Raw genomic sequence first — 24,604 nt, 5'->3', positions numbered from 1 at the left:
TGATACAGGCAGGACCACCACGTGAAACCCAGCAACGATCTGCGCGTGTCCATCGTCCAGGGCGAGACACGCTGGCACGACCCGGAAGCCAACCGCGAGTACTACGGCGATTTCATGCGCTCGCTGCGTGGAATCACCGACGTGGTGGTGCTGCCGGAAACCTTCACCAGCGGTTTCAGCAACGACGCGATGGACCGCGCCGAGGACATGGACGGCCCGACGGTCGCCTGGGTGCGCGAGCAGGCGCAGCTGCTGGATGCGGCGGTAACCGGCAGCGTGCAGCTGCGCACTGGCGATGGCGTGTTCAACCGCATGCTGTGGGCAACCCCCGATGGCGGGCTCGCGCACTACGACAAGCGCCACCTGTTCCGTTACGCCGGGGAACACAGGCGCTACGCCGCCGGCCGCGAACGGCTCACCGTGGACTGGCGCGGCTGGCGGATCAACCCGCAGGTCTGCTACGACCTGCGCTTCCCGGTGTTCTGCCGCAACCGCTACGACGTCGAGCGCCCCGGGCAGCTGGATTTCGACGTGCAGATCTTCGTGGCCAACTGGCCAGCCGCGCGCGCGTACGCCTGGCGCACGCTGTTGCGCGCGCGCGCGATCGAGAACCTGTGCTTCGTGGTGGGCGTGAACCGCGTCGGCGAGGACGGCAACGGGCTTGCCTACGACGGCGACAGCGTGGTGCTGGATTTCGCCGGCACCCCGCTTGCCGAGGCCACCGATTTCGAGGTGGTCAGCACCACCACCCTGCAGGCGGCGACGTTGCGCGCCTACCGCGAACACTTCCCGGCGATGCTGGATGCCGACCGCTTCGAGATGGACGGCCTGCCTGCGCGGGCGGAGTAGGGCGTTGCCGCGGCATTGACGGCCGGCGGGGTGTAGTGACGGTCTTTCCCAGCAGGAGACCGTCATGGCCCAGTTCGCCGAGCGTGTGGTGACCGATCAGGCGGAGATCGAACGGATCAAGGCGATGATCCTCGTGCTCGACGAGGAGGCGCGGGTGGAAGTGGAGCTCGATGACGGGCGCGTGCTGACGGGCGCGGTCGCGATCAAGCCCACGCTGCAGATGTTCCACGATCCACAGGGCAACGAGGGCACCAACGGCGTGCTGCGCCTCGACGATGCCCTCGAGCCCGAGAAGCCGCATTTCCTCCCGCTGGCCAGCATCCGGCGGGTGCGCCGGCTGGAACCCGACCAGCACACCATCCTGCGCCGCGAGGACTGACGCCGTCCGTCGCTGACCTGCGCAGGGTCAGCGCGGTCCGGGCGCGCCAAACGCGCATCGCCGCCTGGACGTCCATTCCTGCCGTCAGTCGCGGCGGCGGGGCTCACGACACGCGATAAGGCGTGTCATCCCGCCGACCCGGCGCGACCTCCCGGGTCTTCAGCAATCAGCGGTTGCCGCCACGCGGGCCCCGCGGAGCCGGGCGACCGGCGCCGCCACCCGGGCCACGGCCACCACCGCCGGGGCCACGGTTGCCGCCCGATGGCCCGCGGTTGCCACCGCCTGGTCCACGAGCCGCCGCCGGTCCACCGCCCGGCCCACGCCCGGCACCGGGCCCGCGATTGCCGCCCGGGCCCTTGCCGCCGCCGGGGCCACGATTGCCACCCGCCGGTCCGCGGGCAGGGCCCGCACCGGCGCGCGGATACGGGTTGCGGCCGCGGTCACCAGCATGGCCGCCGGGGTTTCCATGGTCGGACGGGAACACCGGCGCACTGTCCGGGTGGCCGTAGGGACGCGGGGCACGCGGCGCGCGCTTGGGCCCGGTGCCCGGCGCAGCGCCGTAGCCGCCACCACCGCCGGTACCGCCACCGCCCGGACGCTTCTTGTTGCCATAGGGCTTCTTCGGCCCGCGGCCGTCGGCATTGCGGTGACCGGCCGGGCCGGTGTCCACGCCATCGGGCACATACCAGCTGCGGAACGCGGCGGGGTTGCCTTCCGGCAGCGCGCGGTTGTGCTTGTCGGCGCGCTGCTTGAACGGCTTCTGTGACTGCTTGGCGGCGGCTTCGCCACTCACCGTCAGGCCGCCATGCGGCTTGTGGCCGCCACGGCGGCCGCGGTCCTCGCGCACATGGTCGAAGCGGCGCAGCTCGCGCCCTTCATCGGCCGTGGTATGGCCGTTGACGTAGGCATTGCCGGTGCCGCGCGCCTCGCGCGGAATGTGCACGGTCGCCTTGCTGGCGCGGCGCTGGCCGATCACCTGCTGCAGCGTCAGCGCCGGCGGCGGGCCTTCCTCGAGCTTCAGTTCGCGGCGCAGTTCCTCGACCTGGGTGGCGGCAAGCTCCTGCGACTGCCCGCGCAGCAACGGCTGCGGCAGGGCGATGCGCCCGTAGCGGGTGCGCTTGAGGCGGCTGACCTGGCAGCCCTGCGATTCCCACAGGCGGCGCACCTCGCGGTTGCGGCCTTCCTTGACCACCACGCGGAACCAGTCGTGCGAGTCGGTGCCACCGATGCGCTCGATCTCGTCGAACTTCGCCGGGCCGTCGTCCAGTGCCACGCCGCGCTTGAGGCGGTCGACGATCTTGTCCGACACCACGTCCTCGCCCTCGGGGGCGCGCACGCGGCAGACGTACTCGCGCTCGACCTCGTAGGACGGGTGCATCATCGCGTTGGCCAGCTCGCCGTCGGTGGTGAGCAGCAGCAGGCCGGTGGTGTTGATGTCGAGGCGGCCGATGGCGATCCAGCGCGCGCCCTTGAGCACCGGCAGCGCGTCGAAGATGGTCGGACGGCCTTCGGGGTCCTCGCGGGTGGTGACCTCGCCCTCGGGCTTGTTGTAGATCAGCACGCGGGCCGGTTCCGTCAGCGCGCTGGCGACGAAGCTGCGGCCATCGATCTCGATGCGGTCGCCGCTGCCCACGCTCATGCCGGTCTGCGCCGGCTCGCCGTTGACCTTGACCATGCCTTCGGCGATGCGCTGCTCGAGCGCGCGGCGCGAGCCGAGGCCCGCCTGCGCGAGCACCTTGTGCAGGCGCTCCTCCAGCCGCGGCGCGGGCGTGGTGTCGGCGTCGCGCTTGAGGGAAAGCTTGCGGGTGCCCTTGTCCTGGGCGGGGGTGTTGTCGTTCATCTATTGACTCCGGGTGCTGTCGCCGTCTTCGGCGAGGGCGGTATTCGTTTCGGTGGGTTCCAGGTCGGACGCGCCGGTGTCGGCGCTCCCGTCCAGGGAATCGGGGGTCACGTCGGGCATCGTCGATGCCGCGTCGGGGTCGTCGTCGGGCCGCGGATCCGCGTCCGGCGTCGTGTCAGGGATGTCGTCGCTGCGCCCGGCAGCGCTGATGCTGTCGTCGGCGTCGAGCGGGGTGTCGCCCAGCGGCATCGCGCCATCGGGTGACGGGGTGCGGTCGCCGAGGTCGAGCTGCGGTTCGAGCTCGCCGAAATCCTTGAGTTCGGACAATGGTGGCAGGTCGTCCAGGCGCTTGAGGCCGAAATAGTCCAGGAACGCCTTGGTGGTGCCGAGCAGTTCCGGCCGGCCGGGAATGTCGCGGTGGCCGACCACGCGGATCCACTCGCGCTCTTCCAGCGCCTTGATCATGTTGCTGCTGGTGGCCACGCCGCGGACCTGCTCGATCTCGCCACGGGTGATCGGCTGGCGGTAGGCGATCAGCGCCAGTGTTTCCAGGGTGGCGCGGGTGTAGCGGGTCTGGCGCTCGGTCCACAGCCGCGCAACCCAGGCATGGACGTCGGCTTTCACCTGGTAGCGCCACCCGGAGGCGACCTCCACCAGTTCCACGCCGCGCCCGGTGCAGGCGGCCTGCAGATCGTGCAGTGCCTGCTCGACGGCACCTTCGGGTGCCGGCTCGTCGACGGTGAACAGTCCCCGCAGCTGGGCCACGCCCAGCGGCTGGTTCGCGGCCAGCAGGGCGGCCTCGACGATGCGGTTGATCAGTGTCTGGTCCATGTCATCGATCGTGATGCGGCGATTGGCCGCGGTGTGTGTCGCGAGGGGCGATCCGGACCGCGCAGCTCATGCGCCGGAATCGGATGCGTCCTCGATGTCCTCGTCGAACTCGCTGACCAGGCTGACGGGTGCCTTGCCGTCGCGGGTGGCCAGCGACTTCACGTAGATCGGCGCGAGCGGCGCGTCCTGCACCAGTTCGAGCAGGCGCTCCTTGGTGAGCTCGAGCAGCGAGAGCAGGGTGACGACCACCCCGAGCTTGCCTTCGTGCGCGTCGAACAACGATTCGAAGCGGTGGAACGCGCCGTCCTCGAGTCGGCTCAGCACTTCGCCCATGCGCTGGCGGACACTGAGGGCATCACGCCGGATCGCATGGCCGGTGAACAGCTCCGCACGCTTGAGCACGTCGTGCAGGGCCAGCAGCAGCTCCGGCAGGTCCACCGGCGGCGGCAGGCGCACCGTGGCGCGGTCGGGGATGTCGACCGACACCGTCGCGGTGTCGCGCTCCATGCGCGGCAGGCGGTCGATGTCCTCGGCAGCCTGCTTGAAACGTTCGTACTCCTGCAGTCGGCGCACCAGTTCCGCACGCGGATCGTCTTCCTCGCCTTCCTCGCTGGGCGGCCGCGGCAACAGCATGCGCGACTTGATCTCGGCGAGGATGGCGGCCATCACCAGGTACTCGGCGGCCAGTTCGAACCGCAGGTCCTGCATGACGTTGATGTAGGCGACGTACTGCCGGGTGATCTCCGCGACCGGGATGTCGAGGATGTCGAGGTTCTGCCGGCGGATCAGGTACAGCAGCAGGTCCAGCGGCCCTTCGAACGCATCGAGGATGACCTCGAGTGCATCCGGCGGGATGTACAGGTCCTGCGGAATCTGCAGCACCGGCTGGCCATGCACCACCGCGAGCGGCATCTCCTGCTGTTGCGGAGGGGCATTCGGGTTGGATTCCGCGGCAGCGGCGGCGGGTAGGCCGGGTTGTGTCATTCGCGATGCGGCCCCCTCCGGGCCGGCCAGGTGTCCGAATGTGCGGCTGCCAATATGCGCACCCGGCCGGCTGGCCGCTGTGGGGCAGGGCCGGTGACGACTGGACTTGGCGGCCGGACGCCACTGGCCACATCACCCGGTCGGTGGGCGGTGCGATGGCGGAAAGGGCGTCGGGCGGGACCGTGACGGGCAGCGGATCGGACGTCCAGTTGCGACGGCCGCTGCGGTCGGGTCTCGAAGCTCCGGGCTAGCCTACGGGCTCCCCGCGCGGCTGTCCAGCATGCGCCCGTCGCGGGTTTATCCACGCGCGGGCATGCAGGACCGTGCCGCACCGGTGCCAGCCGCGGGCCGCATCCGTACACTACCGCGCCCCGACAGCCAGGATGCCCCGCGCCATGTGGTATGCGATCGAAGGTTACGACGGTGACGACGTGCTCGCGCAGCGGCTCGAAGCGCGCCCGGCACACGTGGAACGGCTGGTCGCACTGCGCGACGCCGGCCGCCTGCTGCTCGCCGGCCCGTGCCCGCGGATCGATGCCGAGGACCCGGGCCCGGCCGGTTTCAGCGGCAGCCTGGTGGTGGCCGAATTCGACTCGCTCGACGCTGCCCGCGCCTGGGCCGACGCCGATCCGTATATCGCCGCTGGGGTCTATGACCGCGTCGAGGTGCGGCCGTTCCGGCGCGTGCTGCCCTGAGGTCACGGCATTGGCGCGACGGATGACGACGTGCACCACGGCCGGCGCAGCCGCGTCGCACAGCGGTGCATGGCGGTGGTGCGACACTTTTGCAGAGATGTCTGCAAGCGCTTACAGTCCGCGCCCTGTGCACCCAGCTTCGGAGGGCGGGTGAGCATCACCATCAAAGATGTCGCGCGCGAGGCCAATGTATCCGTGGCCACCGTGTCGCGGGCGCTCAACGGCCACGAGAACGTGGCCCCTGATGTCCGCCAGCGCGTGCTGGAGGTCGCCGACCGGCTGCAGTACAGCCCGCACCATGCCGCGCGCAGCCTCAGCAGCCGGCGCACGCAGACCATCGGCGTGGTGCTGCCGGACCTCTACGGCGAGTTCTTTTCCGAGCTGATGCGCGGCATCGATGCGGTCGCCCGCGAGGCCGGCCGCCACCTCCTGGTCTCGAGCTACCACGGCAATCCCGACGAGCAGGGCGCCGCGCTGCGGGCCATGCGCGGGCGCGTCGACGGCCTGCTGCTGATGTCGCCCTTTGTCGCCGATGCCGATCCGCTCGCGGGGCAGGCGCTGGGGATGCCGGCCGTGCTGCTCAACAGTGGTGCACGTGCAGGGCTGCCCGCGCTCGACGTCGACAGCTACCAGGGCGCGCGCGCGATGACGCGGCATCTGCTCGCGGCGGGGCACAGGCGCATCGCCTTCATCGCCGGGCCCGCCGACAACTTCGACGCTCACGAGCGCCTGCGTGGCTACCGGGACGCCCTCGCCGAGGATGGCGGCGGGGAGCCCTGGGTGCTGCCGGGCGATTTCGACGAGGCCTCCGGGTATGCCGCCGGACGGGCGCTGGTGGCGTCGGGCGAACGCCCCGACGCGGTGTTCGCCGCCAACGACATGATGGCGCTGGGCTGCCTGTTCGCCTTCAACCAGGCTGGCGTGCAGGTGCCGCAGGACATCGCCCTGGCCGGTTTCGACGACATCCCGCTTGCCCGTTACGTGCATCCCGGGCTGACCACCATGCGCGTGGATATCGCCGCGCTCGGTGGGCGCGCACTGCGCGCACTGCTGGCCAGGCTGGGCGATCCGGAGCTCCCGGCCACGACCGAGCGGCTGGAAGTGGAACTGGTGGTGCGTCAGTCCTGCGGAACGCGCCCACGCATCTAGACGCCGCATGCACATCGCCGGTGGTCTCTTTCACCGAGCTGAACGTTTCACGGCGCCTTAGCACTTCGAACGTACCTCCCCAAGGAACTTCCCCCATGAACGCTTCCCGCGTCCTGCGTCGCACCCTGTTGAGCTGTGCACTTGGCAGCGCGCTCGCACTTTCGGCACCCGTGGCTCTGGCCCAGTCGACGGCGGCCACCCTGCGCGGTCAGGTATCGGTGGACTCCGCGCCCGCTGCCGACGCGCGCGTGACCGCGACCAACACCGGCACCGGCCTGACCCGCAGCGCGCAGGTGGGTGCAAACGGCAGCTATAACCTCGCCGGCCTGCCGCCGGGGACCTATCGCATCGACGTGACCGCCAACGGCCAGACCACGTCGGAAACGGTGACCCTGCGCGTCGGCCAGACCGCGACCCTGGACCTCGGCGTGGGTGGCGTGGCCGAAACCGGCCCACAGCAGGCGACCGACATGGACACCGTGGTGGTGACCGGAACGCGGATGGCGGAAACCCGCACGTCCGAAGTGGCCACCTATGTCTCGCCACGCCAGATCGAGATGCTGCCGCAGGGCTCGCGCAACTTCCTCGCCTTCGCCGACACCGTGCCCGGCATGACCTTCGTCGAGCGTGCCGACGGTTCGACGCAGCTGCGCAGCGGCGCGCAGTCGGCGAACGGCGTCAACGTCTATATCGATGGCGTGGGCCAGAAAAACTACGTCACCAAGGGTGGCGTGAGCAGCCAGGATTCGACCCGCGGCAATCCCTTCCCGCAGCTGGCGATCGGCGAGTACAAGGTCATCACCTCGAACTACAAGGCCGAGTACGACCAGATCAGCAGCGCTGCGGTCACCGCTGTGACCCGTTCCGGCACCAACGAGTTCGAAGGCAGCTTCTTCTGGGACCGCACGGGCGATGACTGGCGGGCGTCGACGCCCTCGGAGCTGGAGCGCGGAGAGAAGATTCCCTCGCGCTCGGAGCAGTACGGCGTCGCGCTCGGTGGGCCGATCCTGCGCGATCGCCTGCACTTCTTCGTGACCTACGAGGCAAAGGAGATCGTCGATCCGCGCGAGGTGCGCCTGGGCACGACCACCAATTTTCCGGTGCCACTGATCCCGGAAGTGGAGGGCCTGCTCGGCACCGCGAACCGCCCGTTCGACAGTGACCTGTACTTCGGCAAGCTCAGCTGGCAGATCAACGACGAGCAGCTGCTGGAACTCACGGCCAAGCGTCGCGACGAGACCGAAATCACCGGGATCGGCGACGGCCCGAACACGCCGTCGTTCGGCAGCGCGAAGAACAACGAGGAAACGCGCCTCGACCTGCGCCACCAGTTCAGTGCCGAGAACTGGCTCAACGATGCGCACGTCACCTATGAGGACGCGTACTGGAACCCGCGCGCCATCACCCTCGGCCCGGGCTACCGCCTGCACCTTCCGGAGGCCATCGGCCGCGGCACGCTGGTCAACTACGGCGGCGGCGAAGACTTCCAGAACAAGGGCCAGAAGGGGTGGTCGTTCCAGAACGATCTGACGTTCTTCGGCTGGGAAGGCCACGCCGTCAAGATGGGCATCAAGTACAAGGACGTCGAACTCGATTCGCTCGAGCAGCAGCCCTACAACCAGCAGCTCGAGATCGACTACCTGGCCAATCTTGCCGCCGGCAACACCACGCTGGCGTCGTTCGTGCCCAACCGGGTGCGCTTCGGCGCACCGTTGCCGGGCTTCGAGGACCGCACGGTCAATTCGCCGAACCGGCAGTTCGGCATCTATATCCAGGACGACTGGGAGGTCAACGAGCACCTGACCCTCAACCTCGGCGTCCGTTGGGATTACGAGAAGACCGAAGGGTACGAGAACTACGTGACGCCGGCCGGGCTGGCCAACGCGCTGCGGACCTGGAGCAACCTCGACAACGCCGACTACGACATCGAGGACTACATCAGCAGCGGCAACAACCGCAGTGCGTTCAAGGGTGCGTGGCAGCCACGGCTGGGCTTCTCCTACGACATCAACGCCGACCAGCGCCATGTGATCTTCGGCGGCGCCGGCCGGGCCTACGACCGCAACCTGTTCGACTACATCGCCCTCGAGCAGTCCAAGAGCACGTTCCCGACCTACACCTTCGACTTCACCGGCGTGCCGGGGGCGGCCTGCACCCCGGGGCCCACCTGCATCCCCTGGGATCCGGCGTACCTCGACATCAACAACCTCTATGCACTGGTTGCGGCGAACCCGAACCTGGGCGCCGAGGTCAACCTGATGAACAACGACCTGGACGTGCCGTACTCCGACCAGTTCAGCCTCGGCATGCGCAACGCGCTCACTCTGGGTGGGCACGAGTGGATGACCTCGGTGACGCTGTCGCACGTGCGCAGCTATGACGGGATCCTGTTCACCCTGGGCAACCGTCGTCCGGATGGCAGCTTCTTCCCGCCGGGTGCCGATTTCGGCAATTCCCCCTGGGACTTCCGCATCCCCGGCTACGGCACGCTGATCATTGCCGACAACGGCGTCGAGACGCGTCTCAACTCGATCCTGCTGTCGGTGGACAAGGCCTATACGCCCGATTCGGGTTGGGGGATGACCTTCGCCTACACCTACAGCGATGCCGAGGAGAACCGTGGCAACGCCGCTCAGAACGACGAGCACTACCTGTTCGACCTGCCGAACCTCAATGGCGCGCCGTTCATCGACTCGGTCGGCATCCCGCGCCATCGCGTGGTGGCCACGGGCATCGCCGACGTATGGGGCGGGCTGACGCTCTCCGGCAAGCTGACGCTGGAAAGCCCGGTCGCCCGCGACGTCACCGTGTTCACCAGTCCGCTGAGCGGCTACTTCGACAGCTATTACGGTGACCGCACGATCGAGTACAAGCAGCTCGACCTGGCACTGCAGAAGGTGTGGAACACCGGCACCGACCTGAGCTTCCGCATCCGCGGCGACGTGTTCAACGTCTTCAACTGGGACAACTGGAACGACTACGACCCGATGGGTGCGCAGCGTGGCCTGTCGATCCGGGGCCCGACGCGGTACTTCAAGCTTTCGTTCAGCGTCGACTGGTAAACACCGGGGCCGCCCGTTCAGGCGGGCGGCCTCTCTTATACTTGGGTCTGTAAACGGTTACAGAAGGCGACATCACAGATGCGAACAGGCCGGTATCGCGCCCCATCCCTGCTGCCGACGCTGCTGCTGCCCCTGCTGTTGCTGGCCCTGGTGGCCGGTTGCAGCCGCGAGGCCCCGGAAGTGGAACCGCCGCGGCCCGGCCCGATCCCGGAGGCCGTCGTGGAAGAGCCCGAACCGGTAAAGCCGGCCGGCCCGCCGGAGCTGCCGCCGCTGTTCCGCGACATCGAGAAGCGCACCTTCCAGTTCTTCTGGGACACCACCAACGAGGTCAACGGGCTGACCCCCGACCGCTATCCGTCGCGACCGTTTTCAAGCATCGCCTCGGTGGGCTTCGCGCTGACCGCGTATCCCATCGGCATCGAGAACGGCTGGGTCAGCCGCACCCAGGCGGTCGACCGCACGCTGACCACGCTGCGCTTCTTCCGCGACGCGAAGCAGGGGCCGCAGGAAACCGGGACGATCGGTCACAAGGGCTTCTTCTACCACTTCATCGACATGCAGAACGGCCACCGCTACGAGCCGTGGGTGGAGCTGTCGAGCGTGGACACCGGTCTGCTGATGATGGGCGTGCTGTTCGCCCAGCAGTACTACGACCGCGACGACCCGCGCGAGCAGGAGATTCGCGAGATCGCCGACCAGCTGTACCGCAATGTCGAATGGACCTGGCTGCAGGTGCGCCCGCCGCTGATCTCGATGGGCTGGTACCCGGAGACCGGCTTCATCGAGCACGACTGGACCGGCTACGACGAGGCGATGCTGGTCTACATACTGGCGCTGGGCTCACCCACGCATCCGGTGGGTCCGGAGGCCTGGGAAGCGTGGACGCGCACCTACGACACCGAGGTCTGGGGCACCTTCATGGGCCAGGAATACCTGAGCTTCGCCCCGCACTTCGGCCACCAGTACACCCACACCTGGGTGGACTTCCGCGGCATCCGCGACGAGTACATGCGCGGCCGCGGGATCGACTATTTCGAGAACAGCCGCCGCGCGACCTATGCCCAGCGCCAGTACGCGATCGAGAACCCGATGGGCTGGCGCGAGTACGGCGAGAACGTGTGGGGCCTGACCGCCAGTGACGGCGCCCAGCGCACGGATCAGGAATACAACGGGCAGATGCGCGAGTTCCGCCATTACAGTGCACGTGGCGCGGGTCTCGCGGTCGCGTTCGACGACGGCACCATTGCGCCCACCGCGGCGGTGGCGTCGATCGCGTTCGCCCCGGAGATCGTCATCCCGGCCACCGAGGAACTGCACCGCCGCTTTGGCGAGCACCTGTATTCAAGCTACGGGTTCCTGGATTCCTTCAACCCGAGCTTCCAGTACGACGTGCCGCTCAAGACCGGACGCATCGTGCCGGGGCTGGGCTGGGTGGCCAGCGACTACATCGGCATCGACCAGGGCCCGATCCTTGCGATGATCGCCAACTACCGCAACGGCTTCGTCTGGAACCTGATGCGCAGGAGCCCGTATATCCAGGAGGGCCTGCGGCGCGCCGGCTTCGGCGGTGGCTGGCTCGACGAGCTGGCGGCGCAGGAAGCGGGCGGCGAGGAAGTGGCTGAGGGCGGCGAGGCCGGGCCGGGCGCTGCCGATGGCGCCGACACGGACACCGGCGCGGCACCGGCGCGGAAGGACGCAGCGGCTGCAGGCGGCACGCCGGCCCGCCCGGCGCCGGCGCAGTAAGGCGACGGCATGGGGCAGGGCCAGGTCCGCGTGCATCGACCCCATACGCAATGGTGCCGGGGTCGTGCGCTGTGCACCTGGCTGCTCGTCGGCATCGTCGGTCTGCTTGCCGGTTGCCGTTCCCAGGGCGACGACACCGTCATCCGGTTCTGGGCGATGGGCCGCGAAGCGGAAGTGGTCGGCGAGCTGGTGCGCGAATTCGAGCAGGACAATCCCGGCATCCGCGTGCGCATCCAGCAGATCCCGTGGACCTCCGCGCACGAGAAGCTGCTGACCGCCTACGCCGCCGACGCGCTGCCGGACCTGTGCCAGCTCGGCAATACCTGGGTGCCGGAATTCGCAACGCTGGGCGCGCTGGAGCCGCTGAACGCGCGCGTCGCCGCTTCGGATGTCATCGATCCGGACGACTATTTCCCGGGCATCTGGGCCACCAATGTCATCGACGGCCAGCTGCTCGGCGTGCCGTGGTACGTGGACACGCGGCTGCTGTTCTACCGCCGCGACATCCTCGCCGCCGCCGGCTGGGACGCACCGCCGCGCGACTGGGCGCAATGGGCGCAGGCGATGGCCGACGTCAGGGCGCACGTCGGTGCGGACCGCTACGCGATCATGGTGCCGCTCAACGAGTTCGAGCAGCTGCTGTCGTTCGCCCTGCAGCAGGAGGATCCACTGCTGCGCGATGGCGGCACCCGCGGCAATTTCTCCAGTCCCGGGTTCCGTCGCGCGCTCGGGTTCTATGCGGGCATGTTCGACAACGGCTGGGCGCCGCCGATGTCGGAATCGCAGATCTCCAACGTCTGGGACGAGTTCGGGCGCGGCTTCTTCAGCTTCTACATTTCCGGCCCGTGGAACATCCGCGAGTTCCGCAACCGGCTGCCCGCGGACCTGCAGGACGCCTGGGCCACCGCACCGCTGCCTGGGCCCGACGGCCCCGGTGCCGGGATTGCCGGCGGTACCAGCCTGGTGCTGTTCCGCGGCTCCGAGGTGCAGGATGCGAGCTGGAAGCTGGTCGAGTTCCTGTCGCGGCCGGATATCCAGGAACGCTTCCACGCGATGATCGGCAACCTGCCGCCGCGCCGCAGTACCTGGGAACTGCCGCAGCTGCAGGCCGATCCACATGCGCGGGCCTTCCGCGACCAGCTCGAGCGGGTGAAGCCGACGCCGCAGGTGCTGGAATGGGAGCGCATCGCGCAGGAGATGCGGCTGATGAGCGAGCGCGTGGTGCGCGGCGGCCTGGCCCAGGACGCCGCGGTCGCGCAGCTGGATGCGCGCGTCGACGACATCCTGGCCAAGCGCCGCTGGGTACGCGACCAGCGCGGGGAGGGCCCCGATGCGCATTAGTACCGCCGGGTGGCTGTTCGCGGGACCGGCGCTGCTGGTGCTCGGGCTGTTCTTCGTGGTGCCGGTGGCATCGGCGCTGCTGTTGAGCCTGACCGACTTCGATCTCTACGCGTTGGCCAATATCGACAACCTGCGCTTCGTCGCCTTCGACAACTACCTCGAACTGCTGCGCACGCCGCTGTTCTGGAAGGCGCTGGGCAACACCGCGTATTTCGTCGTGGTCGGCGTGCCATTGTCGATCCTCGTGTCGCTGGGCGCGGCGATGCTGCTCGATGCGAAGGTCGCCCGCTTCAAGCCGCTGTTCCGCACCGCGCTGTTCGCACCGGTGGTGACCACGCTGGTGGCGGTGGCGGTGATCTGGCGCTACCTCTTCCACGCCAGCTACGGCCTGGTGAACTGGGCGCTCGCGCACGTGGGCATCGCGCCGGTGGACTGGCTGGGCGACCCGCGCTGGGCGATGCCGACCATCATCCTGTTCGCGGTGTGGAAGAACTTCGGCTACAACATGGTGATCCTGCTGGCAGGGCTGCAGGCGATTCCGCAGGACCTCTACGAGGCGGCGCGCATCGACGGCGCTTCGCGCTGGCAGCAGTTCCTGCACATCACCCTGCCGATGCTCGGCCCCGTGCTGCTGGTGGTCGGGGTGATCACGGTCTCCGGGTACTTCCAGCTGTTCGCCGAGCCGTACGTGATGACCCGTGGCGATCCGCTGCAGAGCACGGTCAGCGTGCTGTACTTCATGTACGAGGAAGGCTTCATGTGGTGGAACCTCGGCCGCGCGTCGGCGGTGGCGTTCCTGCTGTTCCTGATCATCCTCGCCGTCACCACGGTGCTGCTGCGCATCGGGCGCCGCAAGGGGGCGCTGTGAGCCGTACATCGGCCGATGTCGGCGACAGCCGACTGCACGCGTTGCTGGTCAACGCCGGTCTGGTGGTGCTGGCGCTGATCGCGCTGGCGCCGCTGCTGTGGATGGTCGCGGTGTCGTTCATGCAGAAGGGTGAAGCCAGTGCGTTCCCGCCACCGCTGCTGCCGGCGGCGCCGAGCCTGGATGCCTACCGCGAACTGTTCGCGCGTGCCGGCATGGGCCGCTATTTCGTCAACAGCCTGATCGTGTCGATCGCGATCACCGTGGGCGCGCTGCTGGTCAACACCATGGCCGGCTATGCGTTCGCGAAGTTGCGCTTCCGCGGCCGCGACCGCCTGTTCCAGGTGCTGCTGGCGGCGCTGGTGATCCCCGCCCAGGTGGCGATGCTGCCGCTGTTCCTGATGATGAAGGGGCTCGGGCTGGTCAACACCTTCGGTGCGGTGATCATCCCGGCACTGGCGACGGTGTTCGGCATCTTCCTGGTGCGCCAGTACGCGCGCTCGATCCCCGAGGAACTGCTGGAGGCCGCGCGTATCGACGGCGCCGGAGAGCTGCGGATCTTCTTCCAGATCGTGCTGCCGATGTTGAAGCCGGTGCTGGTGACGCTGGCCATCTTCACCTTCATGGCGGCGTGGAACGACTTCATGTGGCCGTTGATCGTGCTGACCGACCAGGACAACTACACGCTACCGGTGGCGATCGCGGCGCTGTCGCGCGAACACGTGCAGGAAGTGGAGATGATGATGGCCGGTGCGGTGGTCACCGTGCTGCCGGTGCTGCTGCTCTTCCTGCTGCTGCAGCGTTACTACATCCAGGGTCTGCTGCTGGGAAGCGTCAAGGGGTGAGGTGTGCGCATGTCTGAAGGTTTCGTTTCGCTGACAGTCCGGGTGATCCGCGGTGGGGCCGATGCGATCCGCCAGGCCGGGACACGCCGTAAACCCGTCCATGGGGGCTCGATGGCGCCATCCATGGCGCCAACGGTCCCGGCCTGGCGGATCGCACCGGCCCTTCCAGACCTGCGTGCGCACTCACGGAAAGGGCTTTCCACCTGCGTTGTCGGCTGCGTGCTCGGCTTTCTCGTCGCTCCGCAGCTGCAAGCCCAGGCACGTGTCCTCGACGACTTCGAGGATCCCTCGGCCTGGCGCGTGGTCACCTCCAACCAGGTCAGCGGGGCGCTGCGTGCCGTGGATGGCGTCGACGGGCGTGCGTTGTGCCTGGATTACGACTACAACGGCGTCTCCGGCTACGTCGGTATCCAGCGCGACCTGTCGCTCGCGTATCACGACAACTACCGCTTCGGCTTCCAGCTGCGCGGCGACTCGCCGGCCAACGACCTGCAGTTCAAGGTCATTGATGCCAGCGGCGACAACGTCTGGTGGGTGAACCGGCCGAAGTACGAATATCCGCGCGAATGGACGCCCGTACGCTACCGCAAGCGGCATATCGACAAGGCCTGGGGGCCGGATCCGGACCGCACCCTGCGCGCGAGCGAGAAGGTCGAGTTCACCATCTACAACAACGCCGGCGGCAAGGGCACCGTGTGCTTCGACTCGCTGACACTCGAAGCGCTGCCGGCGGATGATCCGTCCCCGCTGGTCGCCACCGCGCACTCGCCGACCACCCCGGACGGCGCCGCCAATGCCGTCGACGGCGATGCCCGCACCGCCTGGAACACCGCGGCCGCACCGCAACGGCTGCTGCTCGATCTCGGCAAGCCGCGGGAATTCGGTGGCCTGCGGCTGCAGTGGCTGCCGGGCCGGCATGCGCGGCACTACACCGTGTCGGGTTCCGACGATGGCGTGACCTGGCGCGCGCTGCGCACGGTGGATGCCGGCAACGGTGGCGTCGACTGGCTGTGGTTGCCCGAGTCCGAGGCGCGGCATGTCGCGATCGATCTGCTGGAAGGCCCTGGCCAGGGGTTTGCGCTCGCCGCGGCCACGCTGCAACCGGTCGAGCTCGGCAATCACCTCAACGACTTCGTCGAAGCCGTGGCGGCCGACCATCCACGCGGCTGGTTCCCGCGCGGGTTCAGCGGCGAACAGGCGTACTGGACCATCCTCGGCCTGGATGGCGGCTACCAGCAGGGCCTGATCGGCGAGGACGGCGCGATCGAGGTGGCCGCGGGCGGCTTTTCGATCGAGCCCTTCCTGCGCGTCGACGACGCGCTGCTGACCTGGGCCGACGTGGAGGCGCGCCAGTCGCTGCTCGACGACTACCTGCCGATGCCCGCCGTCGAATGGACGCACGCGTCGGCGGCGCTGCGCGTGGAAGCATTCGCGCGTGGGGAGCCGAAGTCGTCGCAGCTCGTTGCGCGCTACCGCCTGCACAACCCCGGCGATCGCGCGCGCGACTACACCCTGGCGCTCGCGGTGCAGCCGCTGCAGGTCAACCCGCCCACCCAGTTCCTCAACATCACCGGCGGCGTGAGCCCGCTGCGCGCGCTGGCGGTGTCTGCCGATATGGTCAGCGTCGACGGCATGCCGCGCGTGCATGTGCGCCAGCCCGCGGATGCCGCGTTCGCCAGCAGCTTCGATGCCGGCATGGCCATCGAGCACATCGCCGCCGGCGCGCTGCCGGAGACGACCGCGGTCGACGACGCGCAGGCGCTCGCATCCGGCGCGCTGGTCTGGCGCATGCGGCTGGCGCCGGGCGAGTCGCGCGAGGTCGACCTGCTGATTCCGATGGACGGCGACATGTCCCGTCCCGCCACGTGGGACCCGCAGGCCTGGCAGGACACGGTCGCGGACGAGTGGCGCGGCAAGCTGGGCGAGGTCGGCTTCGACGTTCCTGCTGCAGGCAAGGCGCTGGCCGACACGCTGCGCACCTCGCTTGCGCACATGCTGATCTCGCGCATCGGCCCGCGCCTGCAGCCGGGCACGCGCTCATACGCGCGCAGCTGGATCCGCGACGGCGCAATGATCTCCGAAGGCCTGCTGCGGATGGGCCGGCCGGAAGTCGTGAAGGACTATGTCGAGTGGTATGCGCCGTACCAGTTCGACAACGGCATGGTGCCGTGCTGCGTGGATGACCGCGGCAGCGACCCGGTGCCGGAGAACGACAGCCACGGCGAGCTGATCTTCAATATCGCCGAGTACTGGCGCTACACCGGCGACCGCGCCTTCCTCGAGGCGATGTGGCCGCACGTCGAGGGCGCGTTCGACTACATGGAAGTGCTGCGCGCCAGTGAACGCACCGGGGCCAACCGCGAGGTCAACGAGGCTTTCTACGGAATGATGCCGGCGTCGATCAGCCACGAGGGCTATTCGGCCAAGCCGATGCATTCGTACTGGGACAACTTCTGGGCACTGCGTGGCTACAAGGACGCGGTCGAGGTGGCGGAAGCGCTGGGTCGCGCGGACGATGCGCAACGGATGGCCATCGCGCGCGACGAGTTCCGCACCGATCTCGACGCCTCGCTGCGGGCGGCTGCCCGCATCCACGATATCGACTACCTGCCCGGCGCGGCGGAACTTGGCGATTTCGATGCCACGTCGACCACCATCGCGCTTGCCCCGGGCGGTGAGCAGGGCCGGCTGCCGGAGCCGCTGCTGACCAACACCTTCGAGCGCTACTGGCAGAAGTTCGTCGCCCGCCGCGACGGGCTGGAACCGTGGAAGGACTACACCCCGTACGAATGGCGCAACGTCGCCGCCTTCGTGCGCCTGGGCTGGCGCGAGCGGGCCAACGAGGCGCGCGAATGGTTCTTCGGCCACCGCGTGCCGCAGGCCTGGAACCAGTGGGGCGAGGTGGTCACGCCGACGCCGCGCACGCCGTTCTTCCTCGGCGACCTGCCGCATGCGTGGGTGGGCTCGGACTTCGTGCGCTCGGCGCTGGACATGTTCGCCTACGTGCGCGAGATCGACGACAGCATCGTGCTTGCGGCCGGCGTGCCCGCGGACTGGCTGGAAGAAGGCGTCGCCCTGCGTGGCATGCGCACGCCGCGTGGCCGGCTCGGCTACCGGCTGCGGCGCGACGGTGATGTCCTGCGGCTCGATATCGCCGCCGATGCCGGCCTGCCGCCCGGTGGGCTGGTGCTGCAGTGGCCGTATCCCAATGTGCCGGGCACGACGACCATCGACGGCAAGCCGGCCCGCTGGGACGGCAACGAGCTGCGGATCACGCATCCGGGTGCAGGCGTGCGGGTCGCCGTGCCGGGCGCCCCGGCGCCGTAAGCCGTTTCCCGGAGCGGGAGAGGGCGGGCGAGGTCGGGCGCCTGTCATCGGCCTTGCTCCGCAAGGCATACACGGCCTCCGGTGCAGGATCCAGGTACGGGTGCCGAAGGAGGTCCGCATGGCGCGACACGACATTCCACTGTGGCTGTTGCCGCTTGCGGTCGCGCTGGTCTTCCTTCTGGGCACCCATGCGGCCTGGGCGCTGTCGGTGCATGCCGGCATCGTCCCGGGGTGCATTCCGTACCTCGAAGGCTGCACCTCGATCAGCCGCGCTGCGCGCGAGGGCGTCGGCAACCATCTGTTCCGCCTGCTGATGCTGCCCAACGCGCTGGCGATCGGCCTGCACTGGTGGCTGTCCGCGCGCTGGCTGTCCGCCACCGGCGCGCGCGGACGCACGGTGCTCGGCGCGGGGCTGGTGGCCGCGGTGGCGCTGGCGGTGTACGTGACGTTCCTCGGCACCGAGGGCGAGGTCTACCGTTTCCTGCGCCGCTATGGCGTGGTGGTGTTCTTCGGGGCCAGTTTTCTGGCACAGGTGGCGTTTCTGCGCGCGGGTGACCCCGGGCTGCAGGCGGCGCCGCGGATCCGGCAGGCGTTGCGCGCGATCTGCGCACTGATGCTGCTGCTGGGCGTGGTCCATGTGATCGCGCTGGTGGTCGCCGGCGGCAGTCCCTTCCAGGACCATTTCGAGAACGCACTGGAGTGGTGGCTGGGCCTCGGCCTGGTGACCTGGTTCCTCGTCCACGCGTGGCTGTGGAAGCGCGCGGGTTACCGGTTGCGCGCCGCATAGCCTGGCGCGACGCACGCCGTGCTCAGGCTGCGCGTGCGCTGCGCACCAGTGCCGCCGCCTGCGCCGCGGTGTCGCGCACGTGCTGCCAGTCGCCGGCGTCGATCCAGGCCCTGGTCACCATCCACGACCCGCCGATGCAGACCACGTTGGGCTGGGCGAGAAAGTCGGCGGCATTGGCTTCGGTGATCCCGCCGGTCGGGCATACGCGCAGGTCGGCCAGCGGGCCGGCCAGCCCCTTCAGCATCGCCAGCCCGCCGACCGCGTTGGCCGGGAACAGCTTGCACACGCGGAAGCCATGCGCCATCAGTGCCATGAATTCCGTCGGGGTGGCACCGCCGGGAACCACCGGCAGCGGGGCCGCGGCCAGCGCTGCGGCGAGGGCAGGGGGCGTGCCGGGCGTGACCAGGAAGTCGGCGCCGGCATCGATCGCCTGGCCGATATGCGCCACCGCGGTGATGGTGCCGGCGCCGATCACGATGTCCGGCAACTCGCGCTTGAGTGTGGCCAGCGCGTCGAGCGCGCAGGGCGTGCGCAGGGTGAGTTCGAGCGTGCGCAGGCCACCTTCCAGCAGCGCATCGGCGATGCGGCGCGCCTGGTCGACGCTGTCCACGGTGATGACGGGAAGCAGGCCGGCCTCGCGCAGAAGGCGTTCGGCGGTGTCCTGGTGCTGCACGATCGACATCGGGTGTGGTCCTTGGCTGGAGGGACGTCAGGCGTCCTTGGAGGCGTGCGGCGAGGTGATCGCCGCCGGGTCGTGGCCGAAGTCGTATTCGGCGTCGTAGTTCCACGGGCCGCCATCGGCGGCGGGCGGTCCGCACGAGATCGACAGCGCGCCCTGGTCCGCGGGCCCCACGTTGCGGCGGTTGAAGGCGAACAGATTGCGGCCGAGGTCGGAACCCGCCGGCGCGGTGTCGATCGCGAGCTCGCGTGCGGACCACTCTGCAGGATCCACGATCGCCTCGAGCGTGCCGGTTTCGCCGTCGAGCAGGATGCGGTCGCCGTCGCGAAGGCGCGCCAGCGGGCCGCCACGCGCGGCCTCCGGAGTGACGTGGATGGCGGCAGGGAACTTGCCGGACGCGCCCGACAGCCTGCCGTCGGTGACCAGCGCCACGCGGCGGCCCTGGTTCTGCAGCATGCCCAGCAGCGGCGCCAGCGAATGCAGCTCCGGCATGCCGTTGGCACGCGGCCCCTGGAAGCGGACCACGGCGACGAAGTCGTGCGGCAGCGCGCCGGAACGATGCAGGCGGTTGAGCGCCTGCGGCGTGTCGACCACCACCGCAGGTGCATCGATGCGACGGTATTCCGGTTTCACCGCCGAGGTCTTGATCAGCGAACGGCCGAGATTGCCGCGCAGCAGGCGCAGGCCGCCCTGGGCTTCGAACGGTTCCGCCGCACCGCGTACGACACCGGCGTCGCCGCTGGCTGCAATGGTCGGAAACCAGCGCAGGGTGCCAGCGTCCAGCCGCGGCTCCTCGCACCAGGGACGCATGCCGCGGTCGAGCAGGGTCGGCGGATCCGCATGCATGAGGCCTGCATCGAGCAGCTCGCGGAACACGAAGGCGGTGCCGCCCGCGGCCTGGAAGCGGTTCACGTCGGCCTCGCCATTGGGATACACGCGCGCCAGTAGCGGCACGATCGACGAAAGCACGTCGAAGTCGTCCCAGGTCAGCACGATGCCGGCCGCGCGCGCCACCGCGATCCAGTGGATGGTGTGGTTGGTGGAGCCGCCGGTCGCCATCAGCGCCACCACCGCGTTGACGATGGCGCGCTCGTCGATGAGATGACCGAGCGGGCGGTAGTCGTCACCGAGCGCGGTGGTGGCGAGTGCACGCTCCACCGCAGCGTTGGTGAGTGCGTCGCGCAGCGGCGTGCCCGGGTTGACGAACGACGACGCCGGCAGCTGCACGCCCATCGCCTCGAGCATGACCTGGTTGGAGTTGGCGGTGCCGTAGAAGGTGCAGGTGCCGGGCGAGTGGTAGGAGCCCGCCTCGGCGTCGAGCAGTTCCTCGCGGGTCGCCTCCCCGGCGGCGTAGCGTTCGCGTACCTCGGCCTTTTCCCGGTTGGGGATGCCGCTGGGCATCGGCCCGCCCGGCACGAACACCGCGGGCAGGTGCCCGAAGGCCAGTGCACCGATCAGCAGCCCGGGCACGATCTTGTCGCAGATGCCCAGGTACACCGTGCTGTCGAACATGTCGTGCGACAGCGCGATGGCGGTGGACTGGGCGATGACGTCGCGCGAGAACAGCGACAAGTCCATGCCGGCGCGGCCCTGGGTCACCCCGTCGCACATTGCCGGTACCCCGCCGGCCACCTGGGCGGTGGCGCCCAAGCGCCGCGCCACGTCGCGGATGCGCTCGGGGTAGTGCTCGTAGGGATGGTGCGCCGAGAGCATGTCGTTGTAGGCGGTGACGATGCCGAGGTTCGGCGTCGGCCCCTCGCGCAGGCGGCCTTTGTCGACCGGCCCACAGGCGGCGAAACCGTGGGCGAGGTTGGCGCAGCTCAGGCGGCCGCGCAGCGGGCCGGCATCGCGCATCGCATCGATGCCGGCAAGATACGCGGCGCGCGAACCCCGGCTGCGCTCGCGGATGCGCTCGGTGACGTCATGGAGTACGGGGTGCAGGCTCATTGCAGATCACCATCGATCGTGGAGCGATCGCGCGCAGGTCGGATCGCGGGCATGCGTGGCCGGTCGCCGTGGCTCACGGGCACCAGTGCACGTGCAGCGGCGCGCCCGGCGTGGTGAAGGCGATCCGCGCCGGGTATTCGAACGGGTCGTCGCCGGCCAGCACGCGGTCCAGCAACTCGCGCTTGCGCTGGCCGCGGATCAGCAGCAGGCGGGTATGCGCGGGTGCCAGCCCGGTGGGCGTCAGGCTGATCCGTGTCGGCCAGGGCCCGGCGCCGGGGCATCCGCTGGCATCCACCGCGACATACGGTTGCGGCGACGCCAGCGCGGCGCCGAGATCGCGCATGCCGGGAAACAGCGACGCGGTATGGCCGTCCTCGCCCATGCCCAGTACCACCACGTCGGCCGGACTGCGCGCGTGCATGTTGGCGGTGGACACGGCCTCGGCCAGCGGCCGGCCGGCGCGGGTGAGCGTCTCGAAGCGAGCGCCGGCGGCATTGCGCTGCAGCAGCGTCTGCCGCACCAGGCGCGCGTTGCTGTCAGGGTCGTCGGGCATCAGCCAGCGTTCGTCGACCAGCGCCACGTCGACCAGTGACCACGCCAGCGGCGCCTTGGCCAGCGCGCTGTAGACCGGCTCCGGCGTGCTGCCGCCCGACAGCAGCAGGCGCGCGCGCGGCCTTTCCTCCAGCGTGCGCGTGAGCGCCGCCGAGAGCGCCACTGCCGCGCCCCATACCCACTGGGTGGCGGAGTCGTAGGTGTACAGCTGCACCGGCAGGTCGCCGGCGCCCAGCGGCGAGGCGGGCGGCATGACCATCATGCGGGCACCTGGCCGTAGCGCTGCCGTGCCAGCGCCGCGGCACCGAGCAGTCCGGCCTGCGGGTGCATCACCGCCATCGACGGCACCTGCGCCATGTTCGACGAGAACCGGCCCTTGTGCTCGAAGCGCTGGCGGAAGCCCGAATGGCGCAGTGCGTCGAGCATGCGTGGCACCAGCCCGCCGGTCAGGAACACCCCGTCCCAGGCGCCGAGGGTGAGCACCACGTCGCCGGCGATGGCACCGAACACCGCACAGAAGATGTCGACCGCGCGGGTGGCACGTGGATCCCCGCCGGCGGCGCGCGCGGTGACATCGCGCGGCTGCAGCGGGCCGGGATCCTCGCCGGCGATCTCCGCCAGCGCATGGTGGATGTTGACCAGCCCCGGCCCGCACACCAGCCGCTCATTGGAGACCCGGCCGAACTGGCGCGACAGCACGTCGAGGATGCGCAGTTCCTCCGGGGTGCCGGGCGGGAAGCTGACATGCCCGCCTTCGGTCTCGAGCGGATAGCAGCGGCCGTCGCGCACCAGCAGCCCGCCGACACCGAGCCCGGTGCCGGGGCCGATCACCGCGTAGGTGCGGTTCCGGTGCACGCCGGGCGGATCGGGACGCCAGCTGGTGCCACCGACGGTGGCGACGTCGTCGGGGCCGAGCAGGGTGATCGCCATCGACTGTGCGGCGAAGTCGTTGGCGAGCATGGCGTCGTCGAGCCCCAGCTGCGCGCACAGTCGCGGCCGCGAGATCACCCACGGATGGTTGGTGATGCGTGCATGGTCGCCGTCGACGCGGCCGGCGACCGCGAACACGCCGTTGCCTACCGAGACCCCGGCCTGCGAGAGGTAATGTCGCGCCGCGTCGGCAAGCGAGGGGAACTCCACCACCGGGTAACGCTCGACGGTGTCGACGCGCAGCGGCATCGGCGCATCGGGCCATGCCAGCGCGAAGCGCGCATTGGTGCCGCCGATGTCGGCCAGCAGGACGGGGCGGGTACCGCTCATGGGCGGCGCTTCCCGTTGCTGCCGGTCACCGTGGGCAGGAACGGGGCTGCCGACGCCGGCCCCCACGAGCCTGCCGGATATTCCTCGACCGGCGTGCCGGCCTCCTGCCAGGCGGCACTGACGCTGTCGATCCAGTGCCACGCCGCCTCGACCTCGTCGTCGCGCACGAACAGCGTCTGGTCGCCCTTGAGGGCATCGACCAGCAGGCGCTCGTAGGCGATGCGCCGCTTCGGCGCGGGCGACATCTCCAGATCCAGCGACAGCGGCTGCAGCTCGGTGGCACCCCATTCCGGTGCGGCGAGGCTGCCCATCAGGGTGAGGTCGATCGCCTCCTCCGGCTGCAGGCACACATGCAGGCGGTTGGGCTGGGCGCGCTCGCGCGAGGGCCGCTCGTACAGCCAGTGCGAGACCGGCCGGAACGACACCACGATCTCGGTGGCCCGCGACGGCATGCGCTTGCCGGTGACCAGCCGGAACGGCACCCCCGCCCAGCGCCAGTTGTCGATGTAGGCGCGCAGGGCGACGAAGGTCTCGACCTCGCGCTCGTGGCGGAAGCCCCTGGCCGCATGGCCTTCGACCACGCCATCGCCGTAGCGCCCTCGCACGCTGTCGCGCGCGGCGTCGGCGGCGCTCATCGGCCGCAGCGCACGCAGCACCTTGCGCTTCTCGTCGCGCACGCTGTCGGCATCCAGCGAAGCCGGAGGCTCCATTGCAATCAATGCAAGCAGCTGCAGCATGTGGTTCTGCACCATGTCGCGCAGCGCGCCGTAGTCGGCGTAGTAGCCCTCGCGGCCGTCGACGCCGGCGGTCTCGGCCACCACGATGTCGACCGACTCGATCCAGCGCCGCTCCCATACCGCCTCCAGCAGCGTGTTGCCGAAGCGCAGCGCCAGCAGGTTCTGCACCGGTGCCTTGCCGAGGTAATGGTCGATGCGGAAGATCCGCGACTCGTCGAGGCTCTCGCGCAGGGTGGCGTTGATCTCGCGCGCCGAGGCGAGGTCGTGGCCGAGCGGCTTCTCCAGCACCAGCCGCGACGGCTCCTCGAGCAGGCCGGCGGCCTTCAGGCCGCGGCAGGCGGGTGCGAACAGGTTCGGCGGGGTGGAGAGATAGCTCACCGCAGGGCGGTCGCCGTACTGCGACAGTTCCGCCGCGATGGCGTCGGCGTCCTGCAGGTCGAGCGCGTGGTAGCGGGTGCGGCCAAGCAGGTCGTCGAGCGCAGCATTGTTGCGGCCGTCGCCGTCGTCGAGGCGTTCGCGCAGCCAGGCGCGGAACCCGGCGTCGTCATGCGGCGTGCGGCCGACTGCGATCACGCGGAAACTCTCGGGCAGCAGTCGGTCGCGCAGCAGATGGACGAGCGAGGGGAACAGGTAGCGGGAGGCGAGGTCGCCGGTGGCACCAAACAGCAACAGGGTGTCGTGCATCGCAGCTCCGCAGGAAACTCCGGCCGGCCGACGCGCCCGCCAGTCCGC

At 69.5% G+C, this 24,604-nt stretch carries 18 protein-coding genes and 1 pseudogene; 11 read left to right on the top strand and 8 right to left on the bottom strand.

Going from position 1 to position 24,604, the window contains the following annotated elements; all coding sequences use genetic code 11:
• The first annotated feature begins 21 nt into the window (after positions 1 to 21).
• Together ERL55_RS08810 and ERL55_RS08805 are read left to right on the top strand one after the other, a co-directional pair.
• On the top strand, positions 22 to 849 hold the full coding sequence (locus ERL55_RS08810; RefSeq protein WP_129136089.1) for an amidohydrolase: 828 nt from the start codon (positions 22 to 24) through the stop codon (positions 847 to 849).
• 64 nt (positions 850 to 913) lie between these two features.
• Positions 914 to 1,228, top strand: coding sequence for a DUF3247 family protein (locus ERL55_RS08805; protein WP_129136088.1), 315 nt, complete (start codon positions 914 to 916; stop codon positions 1,226 to 1,228).
• A 166-nt stretch (positions 1,229 to 1,394) separates the two neighbouring features.
• On the opposite strand, the gene ERL55_RS08800 is transcribed toward ERL55_RS08805, so the two are convergent.
• From ERL55_RS08800 to ERL55_RS08790, 3 genes and pseudogenes are all read right to left on the bottom strand, one after another.
• Positions 1,395 to 3,068, bottom strand: coding sequence for a pseudouridine synthase (locus ERL55_RS08800; protein ID WP_129136087.1), 1,674 nt, complete (start codon positions 3,066 to 3,068; stop codon positions 1,395 to 1,397).
• A gap of 243 nt (positions 3,069 to 3,311) precedes the next feature.
• Positions 3,312 to 3,899, bottom strand: a pseudogene (scpB, locus tag ERL55_RS08795) (SMC-Scp complex subunit ScpB); the annotation flags it as partial.
• A gap of 66 nt (positions 3,900 to 3,965) precedes the next feature.
• A complete protein-coding gene (locus tag ERL55_RS08790; protein ID WP_129136085.1) occupies positions 3,966 to 4,883 on the bottom strand; it encodes a ScpA family protein in 918 nt (305 codons plus the stop codon).
• Between the two features lie 395 nt (positions 4,884 to 5,278).
• Between ERL55_RS08790 and ERL55_RS08785 the strand changes: the two genes are divergently transcribed.
• The 9 genes from ERL55_RS08785 (at position 5,279) to ERL55_RS08745 (ending at position 18,697) form a co-directional block, all read left to right on the top strand.
• Positions 5,279 to 5,578, top strand: coding sequence for a YciI family protein (locus tag ERL55_RS08785; RefSeq protein WP_129137287.1), 300 nt, complete (start codon positions 5,279 to 5,281; stop codon positions 5,576 to 5,578).
• 150 nt (positions 5,579 to 5,728) lie between these two features.
• A complete protein-coding gene (locus tag ERL55_RS08780; protein ID WP_241685737.1) occupies positions 5,729 to 6,727 on the top strand; it encodes a LacI family DNA-binding transcriptional regulator in 999 nt (332 codons plus the stop codon).
• Positions 6,728 to 6,822: 95 nt separating this feature from the next.
• The gene (locus ERL55_RS08775; protein ID WP_129136084.1) at positions 6,823 to 9,789 is read left to right on the top strand and encodes a TonB-dependent receptor; all 2,967 of its coding nucleotides are present in this window, start codon (positions 6,823 to 6,825) and stop codon (positions 9,787 to 9,789) included.
• A 78-nt stretch (positions 9,790 to 9,867) separates the two neighbouring features.
• Entirely contained in the window at positions 9,868 to 11,532 is a 1,665-nt protein-coding gene (locus tag ERL55_RS08770) for a glucoamylase family protein (RefSeq protein WP_129136083.1), read from the top strand.
• A gap of 9 nt (positions 11,533 to 11,541) precedes the next feature.
• Positions 11,542 to 12,873 (top strand): sugar ABC transporter substrate-binding protein, encoded by a 1,332-nt coding sequence (locus ERL55_RS08765; protein ID WP_129136082.1) that lies wholly within the window; start codon positions 11,542 to 11,544, stop codon positions 12,871 to 12,873.
• On the top strand, positions 12,863 to 13,741 hold the full coding sequence (locus ERL55_RS08760; protein WP_129136081.1) for a sugar ABC transporter permease: 879 nt from the start codon (positions 12,863 to 12,865) through the stop codon (positions 13,739 to 13,741). The genes ERL55_RS08765 and ERL55_RS08760 overlap by 11 nt, the downstream gene beginning before the upstream one ends.
• Positions 13,738 to 14,583, top strand: coding sequence for a carbohydrate ABC transporter permease (locus ERL55_RS08755; RefSeq protein ID WP_129136080.1), 846 nt, complete (start codon positions 13,738 to 13,740; stop codon positions 14,581 to 14,583). The genes ERL55_RS08760 and ERL55_RS08755 overlap by 4 nt, the downstream gene beginning before the upstream one ends.
• A 123-nt stretch (positions 14,584 to 14,706) precedes the next feature.
• Positions 14,707 to 17,910, top strand: coding sequence for a discoidin domain-containing protein (locus ERL55_RS08750; RefSeq protein ID WP_129136079.1), 3,204 nt, complete (start codon positions 14,707 to 14,709; stop codon positions 17,908 to 17,910).
• 118 nt (positions 17,911 to 18,028) lie between these two features.
• Positions 18,029 to 18,697 carry a hypothetical protein gene (locus tag ERL55_RS08745; protein WP_129136078.1) on the top strand — a complete coding sequence of 223 codons (669 nt, stop codon included), beginning with the start codon at positions 18,029 to 18,031 and terminating at the stop codon, positions 18,695 to 18,697.
• Between the two features lie 22 nt (positions 18,698 to 18,719).
• Here the strand turns inward: ERL55_RS08745 and eda are convergent, their stop codons facing one another.
• From eda to zwf, 5 genes are all read right to left on the bottom strand, one after another.
• On the bottom strand, positions 18,720 to 19,379 hold the full coding sequence (gene eda / locus ERL55_RS08740; protein WP_129136077.1) for a bifunctional 4-hydroxy-2-oxoglutarate aldolase/2-dehydro-3-deoxy-phosphogluconate aldolase: 660 nt from the start codon (positions 19,377 to 19,379) through the stop codon (positions 18,720 to 18,722).
• A gap of 27 nt (positions 19,380 to 19,406) precedes the next feature.
• On the bottom strand, positions 19,407 to 21,323 hold the full coding sequence (edd, locus tag ERL55_RS08735) for a phosphogluconate dehydratase (protein WP_129136076.1): 1,917 nt from the start codon (positions 21,321 to 21,323) through the stop codon (positions 19,407 to 19,409).
• A 73-nt stretch (positions 21,324 to 21,396) separates the two neighbouring features.
• Positions 21,397 to 22,137, bottom strand: a complete 741-nt coding sequence (gene pgl / locus ERL55_RS08730; protein WP_241685736.1) for a 6-phosphogluconolactonase — start codon at positions 22,135 to 22,137, stop codon at positions 21,397 to 21,399.
• Positions 22,134 to 23,135, bottom strand: coding sequence for a glucokinase (glk, locus tag ERL55_RS08725; protein WP_129136075.1), 1,002 nt, complete (start codon positions 23,133 to 23,135; stop codon positions 22,134 to 22,136). The genes pgl and glk overlap by 4 nt, the downstream gene beginning before the upstream one ends.
• Positions 23,132 to 24,556 carry a glucose-6-phosphate dehydrogenase gene (gene zwf, locus ERL55_RS08720; protein ID WP_129136074.1) on the bottom strand — a complete coding sequence of 475 codons (1,425 nt, stop codon included), beginning with the start codon at positions 24,554 to 24,556 and terminating at the stop codon, positions 23,132 to 23,134. The genes glk and zwf overlap by 4 nt, the downstream gene beginning before the upstream one ends.
• Positions 24,557 to 24,604 lie beyond the last annotated feature (48 nt).

It is taken from the genome of Luteimonas sp. YGD11-2 (assembly GCF_004118975.1).
In the GTDB taxonomy this organism is placed as follows: domain Bacteria; phylum Pseudomonadota; class Gammaproteobacteria; order Xanthomonadales; family Xanthomonadaceae; genus Luteimonas; species Luteimonas muca.
The sequence above is the reverse complement of the archived record's forward strand: the minus strand, read 5'-3'. Positions and strand labels throughout refer to the sequence as shown.

Excerpts from the sequence above, each read along its gene's own strand:
- glk (WP_129136075.1), bottom strand. The coding sequence starts at position 23,135 with ATGAGCGGTACCCGCCCCGTCCTGCTGGCCGACATCGGCGGCACCAAT.
- ERL55_RS08775 (WP_129136084.1), top strand. The coding sequence starts at position 6,823 with ATGAACGCTTCCCGCGTCCTGCGTCGCACCCTGTTGAGCTGTGCACTT.
- ERL55_RS08800 (WP_129136087.1), bottom strand. The coding sequence starts at position 3,068 with ATGAACGACAACACCCCCGCCCAGGACAAGGGCACCCGCAAGCTTTCC.
- ERL55_RS08770 (WP_129136083.1), top strand. The coding sequence starts at position 9,868 with ATGCGAACAGGCCGGTATCGCGCCCCATCCCTGCTGCCGACGCTGCTG.
- eda (WP_129136077.1), bottom strand. The coding sequence starts at position 19,379 with ATGTCGATCGTGCAGCACCAGGACACCGCCGAACGCCTTCTGCGCGAG.
- zwf (WP_129136074.1), bottom strand. The coding sequence starts at position 24,556 with ATGCACGACACCCTGTTGCTGTTTGGTGCCACCGGCGACCTCGCCTCC.
- ERL55_RS08765 (WP_129136082.1), top strand. The coding sequence starts at position 11,542 with ATGGGGCAGGGCCAGGTCCGCGTGCATCGACCCCATACGCAATGGTGC.
- pgl (WP_241685736.1), bottom strand. The coding sequence starts at position 22,137 with ATGATGGTCATGCCGCCCGCCTCGCCGCTGGGCGCCGGCGACCTGCCG.
- ERL55_RS08790 (WP_129136085.1), bottom strand. The coding sequence starts at position 4,883 with ATGACACAACCCGGCCTACCCGCCGCCGCTGCCGCGGAATCCAACCCG.
- ERL55_RS08805 (WP_129136088.1), top strand. The coding sequence starts at position 914 with ATGGCCCAGTTCGCCGAGCGTGTGGTGACCGATCAGGCGGAGATCGAA.
- ERL55_RS08785 (WP_129137287.1), top strand. The coding sequence starts at position 5,279 with ATGTGGTATGCGATCGAAGGTTACGACGGTGACGACGTGCTCGCGCAG.
- edd (WP_129136076.1), bottom strand. The coding sequence starts at position 21,323 with ATGAGCCTGCACCCCGTACTCCATGACGTCACCGAGCGCATCCGCGAG.
- ERL55_RS08745 (WP_129136078.1), top strand. The coding sequence starts at position 18,029 with ATGGCGCGACACGACATTCCACTGTGGCTGTTGCCGCTTGCGGTCGCG.
- ERL55_RS08750 (WP_129136079.1), top strand. The coding sequence starts at position 14,707 with ATGGCGCCAACGGTCCCGGCCTGGCGGATCGCACCGGCCCTTCCAGAC.
- ERL55_RS08760 (WP_129136081.1), top strand. The coding sequence starts at position 12,863 with ATGCGCATTAGTACCGCCGGGTGGCTGTTCGCGGGACCGGCGCTGCTG.